The organism is Curtobacterium sp. MCLR17_054 (assembly GCF_003234335.2).
GTDB lineage: Bacteria > Actinomycetota > Actinomycetes > Actinomycetales > Microbacteriaceae > Curtobacterium > Curtobacterium flaccumfaciens.
In genome coordinates this window covers 2,707,750-2,723,471 of the sequence record NZ_CP126263.1, presented here as the reverse complement: position 1 = coordinate 2,723,471, position 15,722 = coordinate 2,707,750, and the positions used below count along the sequence as shown (strand labels likewise).

Below are 15,722 nucleotides of genomic sequence, written 5' to 3'. Positions count from 1 at the left end.
GCCCGACCCTCGGCGGCGACCCGCCCGGCAGCGGGCGCTCGATCCGCGGCGGCTCCGGGGCGCGACTCCGACGACTTCGCCCGCCTCATGCAGCGCAACACCGTCGACGTCCGGCAGACGGGTGGCACGAAGCGCCGCAACCCCGTCGTCGGCAAGATCGCCCTCGGCCTGGCCGTGGTGTCCGCCGCTGTGGACGCCAGTGCCTTCGCCGTGTTCATGGGCGGTGACACGAACTTCGCCTTCGGGATCTGCTTCGTCGTCGTGTTCCTGACGCTCGTCGCCGCCGTGCTCGGGTTCGTCGCTGCCGTCGGCTCGTTCGGACGCTGGTACGGTGCCGTCGGTGTCGTCCTGGCGTTCTTCGCGAACCCCGTGATCCTCATCGTGATCATGGTGTTCGTCGCGCCGGAGATCCTGACCGACATGGGCGCCTGACCCGGCAGACGCCCGGCGGTACGTTGGGAGCATGGCTGCTCCCGTCTCCGACCTGTTCGACCCCGACGTCTGGACCACCGCTCCGATCGCGGAGCAGTTCACCGACATCACGTACCACAAGCACGTCTCCAAGGGCATCGTCCGGGTCGCCTTCGACCGTCCCGAGGTCCGCAACGCCTTCCGCCCGCGCACGGTCGACGAGCTCTACCGCGCTCTCGACGACGCGCGCCAGGACCCCCGTGTCGGCGTCGTGCTGCTCACCGGCAACGGCCCGAGCCCGAAGGACGGCGGGTGGGCGTTCTGCTCCGGCGGCGACCAGCGCATCCGGGGGCGGAGCGGCTACCAGTACGTCGGCGACGAGGGTGCACCGCCCGAGGGTGTGGACCCCGCGGCCGCCCAGGCATCGATGGGCCGGCTGCACATCCTCGAGGTCCAGCGGCTGATCCGGATGATGCCCAAGGTCGTCATCGCGGTCGTCCCGGGCTGGGCTGCGGGCGGTGGGCACTCGCTGCACGCGATCTGCGACCTCACCATCGCGAGCGCCGAGCACGGGAAGTTCAAGCAGACCGATGCCGACGTCGGCTCGTTCGACGGTGGATACGGCAGCGCCTACTACGCCAAGCAGATCGGGCAGAAGTTCGCCCGCGAGGTCTTCTTCCTCGCCCAGGAGTACTCCGCCCAGCGCGCGTACGAGATGGGTGCGGTGAACGCCGTGGTGCCGCACGAGGACCTGGAGCGCGAGGCGATCCGCTGGGGCGAGATCGTGCTCGGCAAGTCCCCGACGGCGATCCGGATGCTCAAGTACGCGTTCAACGCGGTGGACGACGGCATGGTCGGCCAGCAGGTGTTCGCGGGCGAGGCGACGCGGCTGGCCTACGGCACCGACGAGGCGGTCGAGGGCCGCGATTCGTTCCTCGAGAAGCGCGCTCCCGAGTGGACCGCGTTCCCCTGGCACTACTGATGCCCCGTCCGCTGGTCGCGACCGGTACGTCGGACCCGACGGCCGTGCTGCGCGGCCTGGAGGCAGCACTCGCCGGCGGCCCCGCACTGCTCCCCGTCGCCGAGGGGGCACCGGCACTGCCGACGCCACCTCCGGCCGAGGTCCGGCAGGCGGTCGCCCTGGTGGTCGAGACGAGCGGGTCCACCGGCACCGGCAAGCGCGTGGCGCTCTCGTCCGAGGCGCTCCTCGCCGGTGCCGCCGCGGCGGACGCGGCCCTGGGTGGGCCCGGGCGCTGGGTCCTCGCGCTGCCGACGCACTACATCGCGGGCATCAACGTCCTGACCCGCTCGATCACCGCGGGCACCGAACCCGTCGTCGTGCCACCCGGGCACTTCGCGGCCGCCGCGTTCACCGAGGCCGCAGAACGGCTCGTCACCGGTCCGGCCGCGCCGCGTCGCTACACCTCGCTGGTGCCGGTGCAGCTCGCCCGGGTCCTCGACGACCCGGACGCCACCCGGGCGCTCGCCCGGTTCGACGCGGTCCTGGTCGGCGGGCAGGCCACCCCGGCGCCGCTCCGGCAGCGTGCGCTCGACGCCGGGGTCCGGGTCGTGACGACGTACGGTGCGAGCGAGACGAGCGGCGGATGCGTGTACGACGGCGTCCCGTTCGGGACGGTTCGCACCGCGCTGGTCGACGGCGAGCTGCACCTGGCGGGGCCGATGCTCGCCGAGGGGTACCTGAACGACGACGCCCGCACGGCGTCGGCCTTCGTCGAGCGGGACGGGCTGCGCTGGTACCGGACCGGAGACACCGCGACCCTGTCCGACGGCGTGGTCCGCGTGCTCGGACGCCTCGACGACGTGGTGATCTCCGGCGGCGAGAAGGTCCAGCTCGGTGCGGTCGAGCGGCTCGTCCGCGGGCTGCCCGGGCAGGAGACCGCTGTCGTCGCCCGGCGCTCGGCGGGGGAGTGGGGCGAGGTCCCGGTCGTCGTCACCGAGCAGCCGCTCGACCTCGATGCCGTGCGTTCGCACGTCGGGGCCACCCTGGGCCGTGCCGCCCGGCCGGCGGACGTCGTCGTGCTGGATCGGATCCCGATGCTGTCATCGGGCAAGCCCGACCGGCGGGCCGTGCAGGCGCTCGTCGACCCGGGCCGCTCGTAGGGACCGCGAGCCGCCGGGCGGTCGCATCGGCAATATGATCGGTGCTCGTGGCACGAACGAAGAACTCGACGCAGAAGCAGGGCCGGTCCGGCAACCCGGCGAAGGCCGCTGCCCCCGCCCGCACCAAGCGGAAGGCGACCGCACGCGACTGGATCGGCGGCGCACGCCTGCGCACCCTGACCCTCGGTGTCGTCCCGGTCGTGCTCGGCACCGCCGTCGCGTTCGTCGACAGCGGGGAGCCCGGCGACTTCGGCGACTACCTGGCGAAGGACGGCCACCTCGCCGTCGCGCTGCTCGCCCTGGCCGTGGCACTGTTCCTGCAGATCGGTGTGAACTACAGCAACGACTACTCCGACGGGGTCCGCGGCACCGACGAGTACCGCGTCGGCCCGGCACGTCTCACCGGTGCCGGCCTGGCCAAGCCCCGGACCGTGCTCACCGTCGCCCTGACGTTCTTCGGCCTGGCCGCGGTCGCCGGCCTGGTCATCGTGCTGCTCACCCAGCTGTGGTGGCTGCTGCTCGTGGGGGCCGCCGCCATCGTCGCCGCCTGGTTCTACACCGGTGGCAAGAAGCCGTACGGGTACAACGCCCTCGGCGAGGTCTTCGTCTTCGTCTTCTTCGGGCTGGTCGCCGTGCTCGGCACCCAGTTCGTGCAGATCCGCGAGGTCACGGTCAGCGGCTGGGCAGCCGCGGTGGCCGCCGGGTTCTTCGCCTGCGCGGTCCTGATGGTGAACAACATCCGCGACATCGACGAGGACCAGCTGGCGGGCAAGCGCACGCTCGCCGTGGTCGTCGGTCGTCCGGTGGCCCGCGTCCTGTACGGCCTGTTCCTGATGCTGCCGTACGTCGTGCTGCTCTGGTTCGTGCTGCTGTACTTCCGCACGGGCTTCACGTACTTCTCGCTGCTGCTGGCGCTGCCGGCACTGGCGATCGGGGTGTCGTCACGGAAGCCCCGCGAGCTCATCACGGCCCTGCAGCTGTCGTCGTTCGCCTCGCTCGCCTTCGGCGTGGTGCTCGGGATCACGCTGGCCGTCCAGCCGTAGCCGTTCCGGCTGCTCGACCGGACGGCCCCGCCCCGGCTCCGTCTGATCAATCGGCGTCGTTGTCCCGGCGCGCCTCGTGCCGGTCGGCGTCGGACACCGGACGGACGGTCGGGGTGGCCGCGGCGTCGGAGTCGGCGGCGTCGACGAAGTCGTCCTCGAAGTCCGAGTCGGCGTCCCGCTCCGGGGTGCCGCGGCGGTTCGCCAGGCTCAGGGCCACCTGCGTGCGCAGTCCGGACAGGGCGATGTACGAGATGAGCAGGCCCACCAGGGCGGCCACGATGGTCGCCCAGTACCACGGCATCGGCGTCAGGAGCAGGAGGAGCACGAGCGCCACCACGAAGATGCCGAGCCGAGCCAGGGTGTACAGGAGCCACGCTTTCACACGGTGAGTCTACGGAGCGCCGACCGGCAGGGGCATCACAGGGTCGCGACCTAGACTTCACCGCATGGTCCGCTTGTGGTTGATCGTCGCCGTGGCCGCCGTCGCCTTCACGGTGTACGCGGCCATCGACTGCGGCACGATGCCGCGTCAGCGCGTCCGTTCCCTGCGTCGTGGCGTGTGGCTCCTGCTCGTCATCATCCTGCCCGTCCTGGGCGGCGTCCTCTGGTTCCTGCTGGGGCGCACCCCGGCGGCCGACCCCGGTGCTTCGGCCCGGTACCGTGGACCCGAAGACGACCCGGACTTCCTCGGCACCACGCCGGAGCCGGGCACCACCCTCACGGACAAGGACCAGGACGACGCGACCCTCCGAGACCTCGAAGACCAGTTCCACGAGCGCGACGACGACGGCCGCACCGATCGCTGACGGCCCCGCCGGCTCGGGCAGCCCGGCGACGGACACCGCGCTCGCCCTCCTGCAGGAACTCGTGCGTGCCGGCGTCACCGACGTCGTGGTGAGCCCCGGTTCGCGTTCCCAGGCACTCGCCCTCGCGGCGGTCGCCCTCGAGCGCGCCGGCGGGTTGACCGTGCACGTGCGGTTGGACGAACGGACCGCCGGGTTCTTCGCACTCGGGCTCGCGGTCGAGACGCACCGACCCGCAGCGGTGGTGACGACGTCGGGTACCGCGGTGGCGAACCTGCACCCCGCCGTGCTCGAGGCACACCACTCCGGCGTGCCGATGATCGTGCTGAGTGCCGACCGCCCCGACGAACTGCGCGGCATCGGCAGCAACCAGACCACCGTCCAGCCGGGGATCTTCGGCCAGGCCGTCGCCTTCGTCCGCGACGTCGAGGCCCCGTCGGCGCACGGCGTCGACGCCTCGGTCCGCGACACCCTGCGCACCCTCGCCCGACAGGCCGTCGCCGCCGCAGCCGGGCACACGGGGCAGCCCGGTCCCGCGCAGCTCAACGTCGCGTTCCGCGAGCCGCTGTCCGCCGGACTCGCCCCGGAGCACGTCAGCCCCGTGCCCGAGGACGAGGTCGACCTGGCGTTCGCGACCCGCCGGGCGCACGCGGGTCTGCCGGTCGCCGAACTCACTCCGGACGACGAGCCGGGCACCGTCGTCATCGCCGGGCACGATGCCGGCGAGGACGCCGAGCGGATCGCCTGGGAACTCGGGGCGCCGCTCCTCGCCGAGGTCTCGAGCGGCGCGCGCTTCGGCCGCAACCTGGTCGTCGCCTACCGCGAACTCCTGCGCGACGCGGACCACGGCGGCGCCGTCCGCCGCGCCGTCGTGCTCGGCCACCCGACCCTCAGCAGAGAGGTCCCCGCGCTCCTGCAGCGCGACGGGGTCGAGACGATCGTCGTCCGCGGACCGGCGGCCGACCCGTTCGACCCGGCCCGCACCTCCCGACCGGACGCCGTGACCACCTTCGTCTCCGACGTCCGCGTGACGGGCCGCACCCGGCCGGAGCACCGTGCGTGGGTCGGCCGCTGGGTCGGTGCCAGCCGACGGATCCTGGGGGACGGCGACGCCGGCCCGGACCTCGACGCCAAGCGCTCCGCCGACCGCGCCGAGCGGAACAAGTTCCTGCGTGACGAGGTCGCGCTCCGTCGCCGACCCGTCGACCGGGCCATGCTCGCCGAGGCCGTCTGGGGCGTGACCTGGCCGCACGACCGGCTGGTCCTCGGGGCGTCGCAGCTCATCCGTGAAGCCGACGCCCGGGTGCTCGGCAAGAAGATCCGGGTGCACGCGAACCGCGGGCTCGCGGGTATCGACGGCACCGTCTCGACCGCACTCGGCATCGCCGCGGCGCTCGAGCAGTCCTCGGCCTCCGTGGGCACCACACGCGTGCTCCTCGGCGACCTGACCCTGCTGCACGACCTCGGAGCGTTCGTCACCGGCACCGAGGAACGCACCCACCGGGTGCAGGTCGTCGTCGGCAACGACCACGGCGGCGCGATCTTCCGCGGGCTCGAGGTGGCGAAGACCACGCCCGAAGCCGACATGCGGCGGATGATGTCGACCCCGCAGCACGTCGACGTCGAACGGGTCGTCACGGGCCTCGGGTGGGAGTACCGCCGGGCGGCGACGTGGGGTGACCTGGAGCGGGTGCTCACCGACCCGGCCGAGCGGGTCGTGATCGAGGTCCCGCTGGCCGACTGACCACCCAGCGGCTGTCGGCGACCGCGCGACCGCGAGGGTCGCGCGACCGCGTGGGTCCCGCGACCGCGTGGGTCCCGCGACCGCGCGGGTCCCGCGACCGCGCGGATCGCGCGACCGCTTGGATCGCGCGCCTGCCTCAGGCCAGCGCGTCGGTGATCGGCCGGAACTTCAGCGCCGTCTCGGCGACCTCGCGCGCCGGCTCCGAACCGGCCACGATCCCGGCACCCGCCCAGGCCCGGACGGTGCCGTCGTCGTCGATCCGGGCGCTGCGGAGCGCGAGCATCCACTCGCCGTCACCCGTCGCGCTCATCCAGCCGACCGGCCCGGCGTAGCGGCCGCGGTCGACGCCCTCGAGCTCGGCGACGAGCCGCACGGCCACGTCCGTCGGGGTCCCGGCGACCGCGGCCGTCGGGTGCAGGGCGTCGGCGACGTCCAGCGACGTGGTGTCGGGCGGCAGCGTGGCCTGCACGTCGGTCGCCAGGTGCCACAGGTTCGGCAGCTGCAGCCGGAACGGTTCGGCGTCGGCGCGCAGGTCCGTCGCGAGCGGGGCGAGGGCCGCGAGCAGACTGTCGATCGCGAAGGTGTGCTCCTCGACGTCCTTGGCGCTGCTGGCCAGGGCCTCGGCGGCGGCCCGGTCGGACACCTCGTCGGTGCCCCGGGCGGCGCTGCCGGCGAGCACCCGTGCGGTCAACCGCGTGCCGTCGGTGCGGGCGAGGGTCTCGGGGGTGGCGCCGACCAGTCCGTCCACCGCGAAGGTCACGCACTGCGGGTAGGCGGTCGCGAGGTCGAGCAGGACCGCCCGTCGATCGGCTCCCGGCGGCAGCGTCCCGACGAGGTCGCGGGCGAGCACCACCTTGCGGGCACCCCCGGCCACGATGCGGCGGACCGCCTCGGTCACGTTGGCGGCGTAGGTGTCCTCGTCGATGTGCCCGGGACGCAGCGCGACGGACACGTGCGGCCCGACGTGGGGGACCGGGACCGAGGTCCGGGTGAAGGCCAGGGGCTCCGCGCCGAGCGTGGTGTCGATCGCGGTCAGCCAGGCCTTGCCGCGACGCCGACCGAGGACCACCCGGGGCACGATGAGCACGCTCTCGTCGGCGGAGTCGTCGGCGAAGGCGAACGACCCGAACGCGACGAGCCCCGAACCGCGCAGCTGCACCGGGTCGTCGACGACGGCGGTCTCGACGATGCTGCGCCAGAGGGCCGCGGCGTCCCGCATCCGGTCGGGGCCGGTGAACGTGAACCGGAGCGCCTCACCGATGCCGACGATGCCGTCGCCGTTCCGGACGAAGGCGAGGGGACGGTCGCGGAACGTGTGGCGGAGGACGGCGCCCGGGTCGTCGAGGATCCGGGTCGAGACCGTCAGCGGGGGCGCCGCCGTGGTGGTTCGGGTCACGGCTCCGATGCTACGCGCCGATCCCGCACCGCCCGGGTGGCTGCGAGTCCGGTGAACGCTCGGTCGGGACCTCTAGGATTGATCGTGTGAGCAGAGCGGACCTGAACAAGCGCCCGGACGAGGTGGCGGCGATGTTCGACGACGTCGCGGCCAAGTACGACCTCACGAACGACATCCTGTCGGCGGGCAACGCCCCGCTGTGGCGTGTCGCGACGGTCCGCGCGGTCGACCCGCAGCCCGGCGAGAAGGTCCTCGACATCGCCGCGGGCACCGGGACCAGTGCAGCGGCCTTCGCCAAGAAGGGCGCCGAGGTCACCGCGCTCGACCTGTCCGCCGGCATGATCGCCGTCGGCCGCGAACGCCACCCCGAGATCACCTTCGTCGAGGGCAACGCCGAGCAGCTGCCCTTCGACGACGACACGTTCGACGCCGTCACGATCTCGTTCGGGCTGCGCAACGTGAACGACCCGAAGCAGGCGCTCGCCGAGATGCTGCGTGTCCTGAAGCCCGGTGGTCGCGTCGTCATCTGTGAGTTCTCGACGCCGCCCCGCGCCCTGCTGCGCCTCGGCTACGGCACCTACCTGAAGCGCGTGCTCCCGGGCATCGCGCGGCTCTCGAGCAGCAATCCGGCCGCCTACCGCTACCTCGCCGAGTCGATCGACGCGTGGCCCGACCAGCAAGTGCTCACCCAGTGGCTCCGCGGTGTCGGCTTCTCGGTGGTCGCCTACCGCAACCTGACGGCCGGTATCGTCGCACTGCACCGTGGCCGCAAGCCCGTCGCCGACACGGTGCGCGAGTCCGCGGCACGGCGTGCGAAGGCCCGCCGTGACCACCAGAACACCGGCGAGCAGCCGCGCGTCGACCCGGCCGCCGACTGACCGGTCACCACCCCCGAAGACGGAGCAGCACTTGAATCCGAGCGTCCCGGTCGCACGTCGCGCGCCGAGCCTGCGCGCATCGCTGGGCATCGGCGAGCGGTTGTTCGCCACGCCCGCCGACCGACGCTTCATCTCCGCGGTCGACGACGGGCTCGAACTCGTCGAGCAGGGCCTCGAGGACGCCATGCGCTCCACCGACACCCTCGCCGACACCACCAGCCGGTACCTGCTGTCCGCCGGTGGCAAGCGCATCCGTCCGACCCTGACGCTCCTCATCGCCCAGCTCGGTGACGGCGTGACGGACGCCGTGGTCAAGGCCGCGGTGAGCATCGAGACCACGCACCTGGCGTCGCTGTACCACGACGACGTCATGGACGAGGCGCCCGTGCGCCGCGGGGTCCCCGCCGCGCAGATCACCTACGGCAACAACGTGGCGATCCTCACCGGCGACCTGCTCTTCGCCCGCGCCAGCCTGATCACCGCCGACCTCGGCACCGAGGGCATCCGGATGCAGGCCGAGACCTTCCAACGTCTCTGCATGGGGCAGCTGCACGAGACCACGGGGCCGCAGCCGGACGACGACCCGCTCGAGCACTACATCCAGGTGCTCAGCGACAAGACCGGTTCGCTCATCGCCACCGCGGCACGTGCCGGCGTGATGTTCTCCGGTGCCGACCGTGCCTACCTCGACGCCGTCGGTACCTTCGGCGAGAAGGTCGGCGTCGCCTTCCAGCTCGTCGACGACGTCATCGACCTCGCCCCCGCGACGGACAAGACCGGCAAGATCGCCGGCAACGACCTGCGTGCCGGCGTCGACACCCTGCCGGTCCTGCAGCTGCGCCGGATGGCCGCGACCGACCCGTCCGCGCAGCACCTGGTCGAGCGCATCGAGCGCGACGTCAACGGTGCACCGGACGACGTGGTCGACTCCGCGCCGTACCAGTCCGCCGTCGCCGCGCTCCGCGAGCACGAGGCCACCGCGGCGACCCGAGCCGTCGCCGTCGCCTGGGCCCGCGAAGCCGTCGCCGCCCTCGCCCCGCTCCCCGACGGCACCGTGAAACGGGCACTCACCCGCTTCGCGGACTCCGTCGTCGACCGAAGCCGTTGAACACCCCTCCCGACGGCGCACGCACTGCGGCCCGGTCGGGAGGCCCCCCGGGAACCCCCACCCGAACGAACTGGAGACGATCAGTGCCCACCCTCCGACTCGCCATCGTCGGCGCCGGCCCGGCCGGCATCTACGCCGCGGACATCCTGCTGCGCGAGGCCCACGGCTACGACGTGTCGATCGACCTGTTCGAGCAGCTCCCCGCGCCCTACGGTCTGGTCCGCTACGGCGTCGCCCCCGACCACCCGCGCATCAAGGGCATCATCAACGCCCTGCGTGACGTCCTCGACCGCGGTGTCGTCCGGCTGTTCGGCAACGTCCGCTACGGCGAGGACATCACCCTCGAGGACCTCAAGAAGCACTACAACGCGGTCGTGTTCTCGACCGGTGCGATCAAGGACGCCGACCTCGACATCCCCGGTGTCGACCTCGACGGCTCGTACGGCGCCGCCGAGTTCGTGAGCTGGTTCGACGGGCACCCCGACGTCCCGCGCACCTGGCCGCTGAACGCCGAGAGCGTCGCGGTCATCGGCGTCGGCAACGTCGCCCTCGACGTCTCGCGCATCCTGGCGAAGCACGCCGACGACCTGCTGCCGACCGAGATCCCCGCGAACGTGTACGAGGGCCTCAAGGCCTCGCCCGTGACGGACGTGCACGTCTTCGGCCGCCGTGGTCCGGCGCAGGTGAAGTTCACGCCGCTCGAGCTGCGCGAGCTCGGTGAGGTCCGTGACGTCGACATGGTGGTCTACGACGAGGACTTCGACCACGACGAGGCCTCGAAGACCGCGATCGCGACGAACAAGCAGGTCATGGTGATCAACCGTGTCCTCGAGCAGTGGCGCACGCGCGAGGTCGGCCAGGCCAGCCGCCGGCTCCACCTGCACTTCTACGCGAAGCCGATCGAGTTCGTCGGCGACGAGCAGGGCAAGCTGACCGCCATCCGCTACGAGCGCACCCGGCCGAACGGCGAGGGCGGCGTCGAGGGCACCGGCGAGATCCGCGAGATCCCGATCCAGGCCGCCTACCGCGCAGTCGGCTACTTCGGTTCCCCGCTGCCCGGCGTGCCGTTCGACGAGCGCCACGGTGTCATCCCGAACCACGAGGGCCAGGTCCTCGACGACGACAACCAGCAGATCCCCGGGGTGTACGCCACCGGCTGGATCAAGCGCGGACCGGTCGGGCTCATCGGACACACGAAGTCCGACGCGATGGAGACCGTGCAGCACATCGTCAACGACCAGGCGAGCTGGTGGACCCCGGAGGACCCCTCCGACGAGGCCATCCCGGCCCTGCTCCGCGAGCGCGGTGTCGAGTACACCGACCTCGAGGGCTGGCACCACCTCGACACCCACGAGCAGGCGCTCGGTGCGGTCGACGGGCGCGAACGCATCAAGGTGGTGCCGCGCGACGAGATGATCGAGGTCTCGCTCGGACGCGTCGACACCCCGACGAGCTGACGACACCATGACCGACACGCGCCCCGTCCCGTTCACAGCGGTGCGGGGCGCGTCCGCGTCGGGGATGCGGCTGCAGGGCGTCGACGTGGCCCGTGCGGTCGCGCTGCTCGGCATGATGGCCGCACACGTCGGCGGCATCGCGGAGCAGCTCGACTGGACCGACCCGGCCACCTGGACCGCCGTCGCCCACGGGCGCCCGTCCACGCTGTTCGCGGTCCTCGCCGGCGTCTCGATCGGTCTGACGAGCGGCCGCACCGACCCGCCGGGCCCACCCACCATCGGCCAGTTCCGTGCCCGGCTCGCGATCCGCGCCGTCGTGGTCGTCGTCATCGGGTTCGCCCTGATGGCGCTCGACACCCCCGTGTACGTGATCCTGCCGACCTACGGCGTGCTGTTCCTGCTGGTGGTCCCGTTGCTCCGCGTCCGACCGGCGGCGCTGCTCGGCATCGCCGCGCTCTGCGCGGTGCTGTCGCCGCTCGCCGCGTTGACGATCGCGCCGGCCTACGCGGACGCCGGCATGATCGGCGTCCAGCTCGGCCTGGTCTACCCCGTGGTCACCTTCCTGGCGTACGTCCTGGTGGGGCTCGCGGTCGCCCGGGCCGGCCTGGAGGACCGTGGCCGACAGATCCTGGTCCTGGCGTCCGGCACACTGGTCGCCGCCACCGCGTACGTCGCTGGGTCGGTCCTCGCCCCGCTGCCCGACGATGCGGCCCTGGCGTTCCCCGGGGTCCCGTACGCGGGCGAGGCCTCGACCCCCGGCCAGGCCCTCGCGCAGCTGTTCCTGTCCCCGCGCGACCACTCGTCGTCGGTCGTCGACGTGGTCGGCACAGCCGGGGTGGCGGTCGCGGTGATCGCCCTCTGCCTGCTCGTGTTCGACGGCCGCGGGCGCGTCGCCGAGCGGATCGCTTTCCCCCTGGCGGCCGTGGGGTCGATGCCGCTGACGGTGTACTCGGGGCACCTCGTGGTCATCGCGATGCTGCCGACGTACCCCGAGTCGGCCGAGGCCTGGGGCTGGTTCGCCCTCGGCTCGGTGGTCTTCGCGATGCTGTGGCGGCGGTTCCTCGGCCGCGGCCCGCTCGAGCGGGTGGTCGGGGCCCTGGCGTCCCTCGTCCCGATGCGCTGAGCGCACCTGGCGGGCCGACACCGGCCACGGAACGCTCACCGCACGGTGCAGGTTCGCCGCGGGCTTGCTCGCCGGGTGCCCCGCTGTCGCGACGCACGGTGCGGCCGAGGTCGCACCGGGTGGAGGACGACGCACCGTGCGCGGCGGAGGCGACCCGCGCCTCCCGTCCGCACCGTGCGTGGTTGGTTGTGCGACGCGTGGCGCACGGCATCCTGAACCGGCTCGGAACGCCCCGCACGGTGCAGGGTTGTCCGTTCGCCGCGGGCTTGCTCGCCGGGTGCCCCGCTGTCGCGACGCACGGTGCGGCCAAGGTCGCACCGGGTGGAGGACGACGCACGGTGCGACGGTGCGACGGTGCGACGGTGCGACGGCGCGACGGCGCGACGGCGCACGGTGCGACGCTGCGACAGCGTCCGCTACTGCAGCGCCGCCGTGAGCCGCGCGACGTTGTCGAGGACCTTGGAACGTCGCGGACGGTCGACCCACGCGTCGAGCGTGAGCTCGAAGCTGTGCTCCTTGTAGGAGTCCTGCACCTCGCGCAGGGCGTCGACGAAGCGGTGACCGCGCACCATCACGGAGACCTCGAGGTTCAGGCTGAACGAGCGCATGTCCATGTTGCTCGACCCGATCACCGACACCTCGTCGTCGATCGTGAAGTGCTTGGCGTGCAGGATCGTCGGTGCTCGGTACAGCCAGATCCGCACGCCGGCCCGCAGGAGTTCCTCGTAGTAGGAGCGCTGCGCGTGCCAGGTCATGGCGTGGTCGCCCATCTCGCCGACGAACAGCTCGACGTCGACCCCGCGCTGCGCCGTCGTGGTGATGGCGTAGAGCATCGAGTCGTCCGGCACGAAGTACGGCGACGTGATCGACACCTTCTGCTGCGCCGAGTAGAGCAGCGCGTTGAACAGGCGCAGGTTGTTCTCGCCGTCGAAGCCCGGGCCGGACGGCACCACCTGGCAGTCGAGCGCGTCGCCGCGGTCGGCCCGCTGGACGGGGTCGCTCTCACGCAGCAGCAGCTCGTCGGTCTCGCTGTACCAGTCGGTGACGAACAGGGCGTTGAGCCCGGCGACGACCGGTCCCTCGAACCGGGCGAACAGGTCCTTGTAGACCATGCCCTTCTCGATGTGGGACTTGATGTCGTACGACGCGTCGATCAGGTTCTGCGAGCCGGTGAACGCGACCGAGCCGTCGATCACCATGATCTTCCGGTGGTTGCGGAGGTCGGGGCGCTGGAACTTGCCCTGCAACGGCAGGAGGGGCAGCATCAGGTGCCACTCGATGCCCGCCTGGTCCATGAACGCCAGGGTGTCCTTGTAACCCGGGTAGCCGCGGCTCGCCCAGTGGTCGAGCAGGAACCGTACGGTGACGCCACGTGCCTGCGCCCGCGCGAGCGCCTCGAAGAACGGGCGTGTGGTGTCGTCGAGCGTCGCGATGTAGAACTCGACGTGCACGAACCGGCGGGACTGGTCGATCGCCCGGGTCATCTCGGCGATGGACTCCTCGGAGTCGGGGTAGAGCTCCGCGGAGTTGCCACCGACCAACGGCATCGCACCGAGTTCGCGGTTCAGCCGCGTGACGCTCTCGAGCCACGCGGGCCAAGGGTGGTCACGGCGGACCCGCTCGATGCCCTCGGTCTGCTCGAGGATGTACGCGTTGATCTCGGTCTGCTTCTCGCGACGGGCGCGGGGGAGCTTCGTCGACCCGATGACCAGGAAGACGATGAAGCCGATGTAGGGGATGAGGAAGATCGCGAGCAGCCACGCCGTCGCGGTCTGCGGCTTCCGGTTGATCGGGACGTAGATGATCGAGAAGACGCGGATCGCCAGGTCCAGCAGGACGAGCAGGACGGTGATGACGACGCTGAGCCAGTGCTCCACGGGGTGCCGGTGTCGGGTGTCGTTCGCAGGGGCCGCTGGTCAGCGGAAGTTGATGAACTGCAACGGGACGTCGAACTCTTCACCCTTGAGGAGCTGGATCGTGTTCTGCAGGTCGTCACGGCTCTTCGACGAGACGCGGAGCTCGTCGCCCTGGATCTGGCTCTTCACCGTCTTCGGGGCGTTGGCGCGCAGGAACGCGCCGATCTTCTTCGCCACGTCCTGCTCGATGCCGTTCTTGAACTTCACCTCGATGCGGTACTCCTTGCCCGAGGGGTACGGGTCGCCGGCGTCGAGGCTCTTCAGGCTGATGTTCCGCTTGATCGCCTTGCTCTGCAGCACGTCGAGGACGGCTTTGGCGCGCTCTTCCGAGTTCGCCTTGATGAGGACGTCCTCGCCGCTGAACGCGACCGAGGCGTCGGCGCCCTTGAAGTCGTAGCGCTGCTCGATCTCCTTGGCCGCCTGGTTGAGGGCGTTCTCCGCCTCCATCTTGTCGACCTTGCTGACCACGTCGAAGGAACTGTCTGCCATGCGGACAGCCTAACGGCGGACGGGAGGCCCGGTTCGGCCCCCGTGCGCGGGCCCTCGTGGGTGCGTGGTTGCGTCCAGGGCCGATGGTCACGACCACCGTCAGCCATCCGCTATGCTTTTGTGCGCGCCTTCGGTTGGTGATCACACCGGCTGGGTGCGCATGGCAAGTTACCCAAGCGGCCAAAGGGATCTGACTGTAAATCAGCCGGCGTAGCCTTCGGGGGTTCGAATCCCTCACTTGCCACCATCTGATCGGCCCCGTCCACTGCGGACGGGGCCGATGGTGTTTCCGGGAGGATGGGTGCATGGCATCCGACCTCACCCCGTCCCAGTTCGCCGACCTCGCCGAGTCGATCGCCCGTGACGCAGCGGCGCTGGCCGCACGGCGCCGCGCCGAGGGGGTCGAGGTCGCGGACCGGAAGTCGAGCATCGTCGACGTGGTCACGGCCGCCGACCGTGAGGTCGAGGCACTCATCCGCGCCCGCATCGCCGAGGCCCGACCGGACGACGCCTTCCACGGCGAGGAGTCCGGGTCGGCCTCCGGCGCCTCGGGCATCACGTGGGTGGTGGACCCGATCGACGGCACGGTCAACTACCTGTACGGCAGCGCCGACTACGGCGTGAGCATCGGCGTCGTGCGCGGAGCACCCGACCCGATGACCTGGGAGCCGATCGCGGGCGTCGTCGTGGCGCCGGCGACGGGCACCGTCTTCCGGGCGGCGGTCGGGCAGGGTGCGACCCGTGACGGGGAACCGTTGTCCGTCGCCACGCCCGGTTCGCTCGCCGAGACGCTCGTCGCCACCGGGTTCGGGTACACGGCCGACCGTCGCCGGGAGCAGGTCGCGGTGCTGGCCGGACTCATCGGCGAGGTGCGGGACATCCGCCGCGGGGGAGCGGCGTCGCTCGACTGCTGCGCCGTCGGGGCGGGCGTGGTGGACGCGTACTACGAGCGCGGGATCAACCCGTGGGACATGGCGGGCGGGGCCCTCGTCGCGCAGGAGGCCGGCGCGGCGATCCGCATCTGGGAGGCCGGGGGGACCCGCTCCTTCCTCTTCGCGAGCCCCGCCGTCGCCGACGAACTCGAGGCCCTGGTGCGTGGACTCGAGGCCGGTGCACTCGGAGCCGTGCGGGCCTGAGGACGCGCCGATCCCCAGGTCCGGGGGTGCCGGGAGGACATGACCACGACTGGCGACCTGCGACGTCTCCTGCTAGCGTGCTCAGGTCCCGTTACCT

General features: G+C 71.8%; 15 protein-coding genes and 1 tRNA gene. 12 read left to right on the top strand and 4 right to left on the bottom strand.

Annotated features, from left to right (window positions below):
* Positions 1–87: 87 nt before the first annotated feature.
* Genes DEJ08_RS12840 through DEJ08_RS12825 form a run of 4 tightly spaced genes read left to right on the top strand, consistent with a single transcriptional unit; the run spans position 88 to position 3,575 of the window.
* Positions 88–432, top strand: coding sequence for a hypothetical protein (locus DEJ08_RS12840; protein ID WP_071406302.1), 345 nt, complete (start codon positions 88–90; stop codon positions 430–432).
* Positions 433–463: 31 nt separating this feature from the next.
* Positions 464–1,393, top strand: a complete 930-nt coding sequence (locus DEJ08_RS12835; RefSeq protein ID WP_111029377.1) for a 1,4-dihydroxy-2-naphthoyl-CoA synthase — start codon at positions 464–466, stop codon at positions 1,391–1,393.
* Positions 1,393–2,532, top strand: coding sequence for an AMP-binding protein (locus DEJ08_RS12830; RefSeq protein ID WP_111054370.1), 1,140 nt, complete (start codon positions 1,393–1,395; stop codon positions 2,530–2,532). The genes DEJ08_RS12835 and DEJ08_RS12830 overlap by 1 nt, the downstream gene beginning before the upstream one ends.
* 41 nt (positions 2,533–2,573) lie before the next feature.
* Positions 2,574–3,575, top strand: a complete 1,002-nt coding sequence (locus DEJ08_RS12825; protein WP_071406305.1) for a 1,4-dihydroxy-2-naphthoate polyprenyltransferase — start codon at positions 2,574–2,576, stop codon at positions 3,573–3,575.
* Positions 3,576–3,621: 46 nt separating this feature from the next.
* Here the strand turns inward: DEJ08_RS12825 and DEJ08_RS12820 are convergent, their stop codons facing one another.
* Positions 3,622–3,957, bottom strand: a complete 336-nt coding sequence (locus DEJ08_RS12820) for a DUF4229 domain-containing protein (protein ID WP_111022237.1) — start codon at positions 3,955–3,957, stop codon at positions 3,622–3,624.
* A gap of 64 nt (positions 3,958–4,021) precedes the next feature.
* Between DEJ08_RS12820 and DEJ08_RS12815 the strand changes: the two genes are divergently transcribed.
* On the top strand, positions 4,022–4,381 hold the full coding sequence (locus DEJ08_RS12815; protein WP_071406307.1) for a PLDc N-terminal domain-containing protein: 360 nt from the start codon (positions 4,022–4,024) through the stop codon (positions 4,379–4,381).
* A complete protein-coding gene (gene menD, locus DEJ08_RS12810; protein WP_111054417.1) occupies positions 4,374–6,122 on the top strand; it encodes a 2-succinyl-5-enolpyruvyl-6-hydroxy-3-cyclohexene-1-carboxylic-acid synthase in 1,749 nt (582 codons plus the stop codon). The genes DEJ08_RS12815 and menD overlap by 8 nt, the downstream gene beginning before the upstream one ends.
* A gap of 136 nt (positions 6,123–6,258) precedes the next feature.
* On the opposite strand, the gene DEJ08_RS12805 is transcribed toward menD, so the two are convergent.
* Entirely contained in the window at positions 6,259–7,518 is a 1,260-nt protein-coding gene (locus tag DEJ08_RS12805) for an isochorismate synthase (RefSeq protein WP_111054369.1), read from the bottom strand.
* Positions 7,519–7,604: 86 nt separating this feature from the next.
* Between DEJ08_RS12805 and DEJ08_RS12800 the strand changes: the two genes are divergently transcribed.
* The 4 genes from DEJ08_RS12800 to DEJ08_RS12785 all read left to right on the top strand — a co-directional run bounded on the left by DEJ08_RS12800 (position 7,605) and on the right by DEJ08_RS12785 (position 12,084).
* Positions 7,605–8,396: a demethylmenaquinone methyltransferase gene (locus DEJ08_RS12800; RefSeq protein WP_071406309.1), complete on the top strand. Its 792-nt coding sequence runs from the start codon at positions 7,605–7,607 to the stop codon at positions 8,394–8,396.
* Between the two features lie 31 nt (positions 8,397–8,427).
* A complete protein-coding gene (locus DEJ08_RS12795; protein WP_027466355.1) occupies positions 8,428–9,504 on the top strand; it encodes a polyprenyl synthetase family protein in 1,077 nt (358 codons plus the stop codon).
* A gap of 83 nt (positions 9,505–9,587) precedes the next feature.
* The gene (locus DEJ08_RS12790) at positions 9,588–10,961 is read left to right on the top strand and encodes an FAD-dependent oxidoreductase (protein WP_110863405.1); all 1,374 of its coding nucleotides are present in this window, start codon (positions 9,588–9,590) and stop codon (positions 10,959–10,961) included.
* 7 nt (positions 10,962–10,968) lie between these two features.
* Complete coding sequence (locus DEJ08_RS12785; RefSeq protein ID WP_111054368.1) at positions 10,969–12,084, top strand: heparan-alpha-glucosaminide N-acetyltransferase domain-containing protein; 1,116 nt, start codon at positions 10,969–10,971, stop codon at positions 12,082–12,084.
* Between the two features lie 416 nt (positions 12,085–12,500).
* Here DEJ08_RS12785 and cls read toward each other — a convergent pair whose 3' ends face one another.
* Together cls and DEJ08_RS12775 are read right to left on the bottom strand one after the other, a co-directional pair.
* Positions 12,501–13,961, bottom strand: coding sequence for a cardiolipin synthase (gene cls, locus DEJ08_RS12780; protein ID WP_071406312.1), 1,461 nt, complete (start codon positions 13,959–13,961; stop codon positions 12,501–12,503).
* Positions 13,962–14,000: 39 nt separating this feature from the next.
* Positions 14,001–14,489 carry a YajQ family cyclic di-GMP-binding protein gene (locus tag DEJ08_RS12775; RefSeq protein ID WP_017888627.1) on the bottom strand — a complete coding sequence of 163 codons (489 nt, stop codon included), beginning with the start codon at positions 14,487–14,489 and terminating at the stop codon, positions 14,001–14,003.
* A 162-nt stretch (positions 14,490–14,651) separates the two neighbouring features.
* Between DEJ08_RS12775 and DEJ08_RS12770 the strand changes: the two genes are divergently transcribed.
* Together DEJ08_RS12770 and DEJ08_RS12765 are read left to right on the top strand one after the other, a co-directional pair.
* Positions 14,652–14,736 (top strand) — tRNA-Tyr (locus DEJ08_RS12770).
* Positions 14,737–14,794: 58 nt separating this feature from the next.
* Positions 14,795–15,625, top strand: coding sequence for an inositol monophosphatase family protein (locus DEJ08_RS12765; protein WP_111038103.1), 831 nt, complete (start codon positions 14,795–14,797; stop codon positions 15,623–15,625).
* Positions 15,626–15,722: the final 97 nt, after the last annotated feature.

Coding starts and splice junctions, on each gene's coding strand:
- DEJ08_RS12815 (WP_071406307.1), top strand. CDS start 4,022: ATGGTCCGCTTGTGGTTGATCGTCGCCGTGGCCGCCGTCGCCTTCACG.
- DEJ08_RS12835 (WP_111029377.1), top strand. CDS start 464: ATGGCTGCTCCCGTCTCCGACCTGTTCGACCCCGACGTCTGGACCACC.
- DEJ08_RS12785 (WP_111054368.1), top strand. CDS start 10,969: ATGACCGACACGCGCCCCGTCCCGTTCACAGCGGTGCGGGGCGCGTCC.
- DEJ08_RS12775 (WP_017888627.1), bottom strand. CDS start 14,489: ATGGCAGACAGTTCCTTCGACGTGGTCAGCAAGGTCGACAAGATGGAG.
- DEJ08_RS12830 (WP_111054370.1), top strand. CDS start 1,393: ATGCCCCGTCCGCTGGTCGCGACCGGTACGTCGGACCCGACGGCCGTG.
- DEJ08_RS12765 (WP_111038103.1), top strand. CDS start 14,795: ATGGCATCCGACCTCACCCCGTCCCAGTTCGCCGACCTCGCCGAGTCG.
- DEJ08_RS12840 (WP_071406302.1), top strand. CDS start 88: ATGCAGCGCAACACCGTCGACGTCCGGCAGACGGGTGGCACGAAGCGC.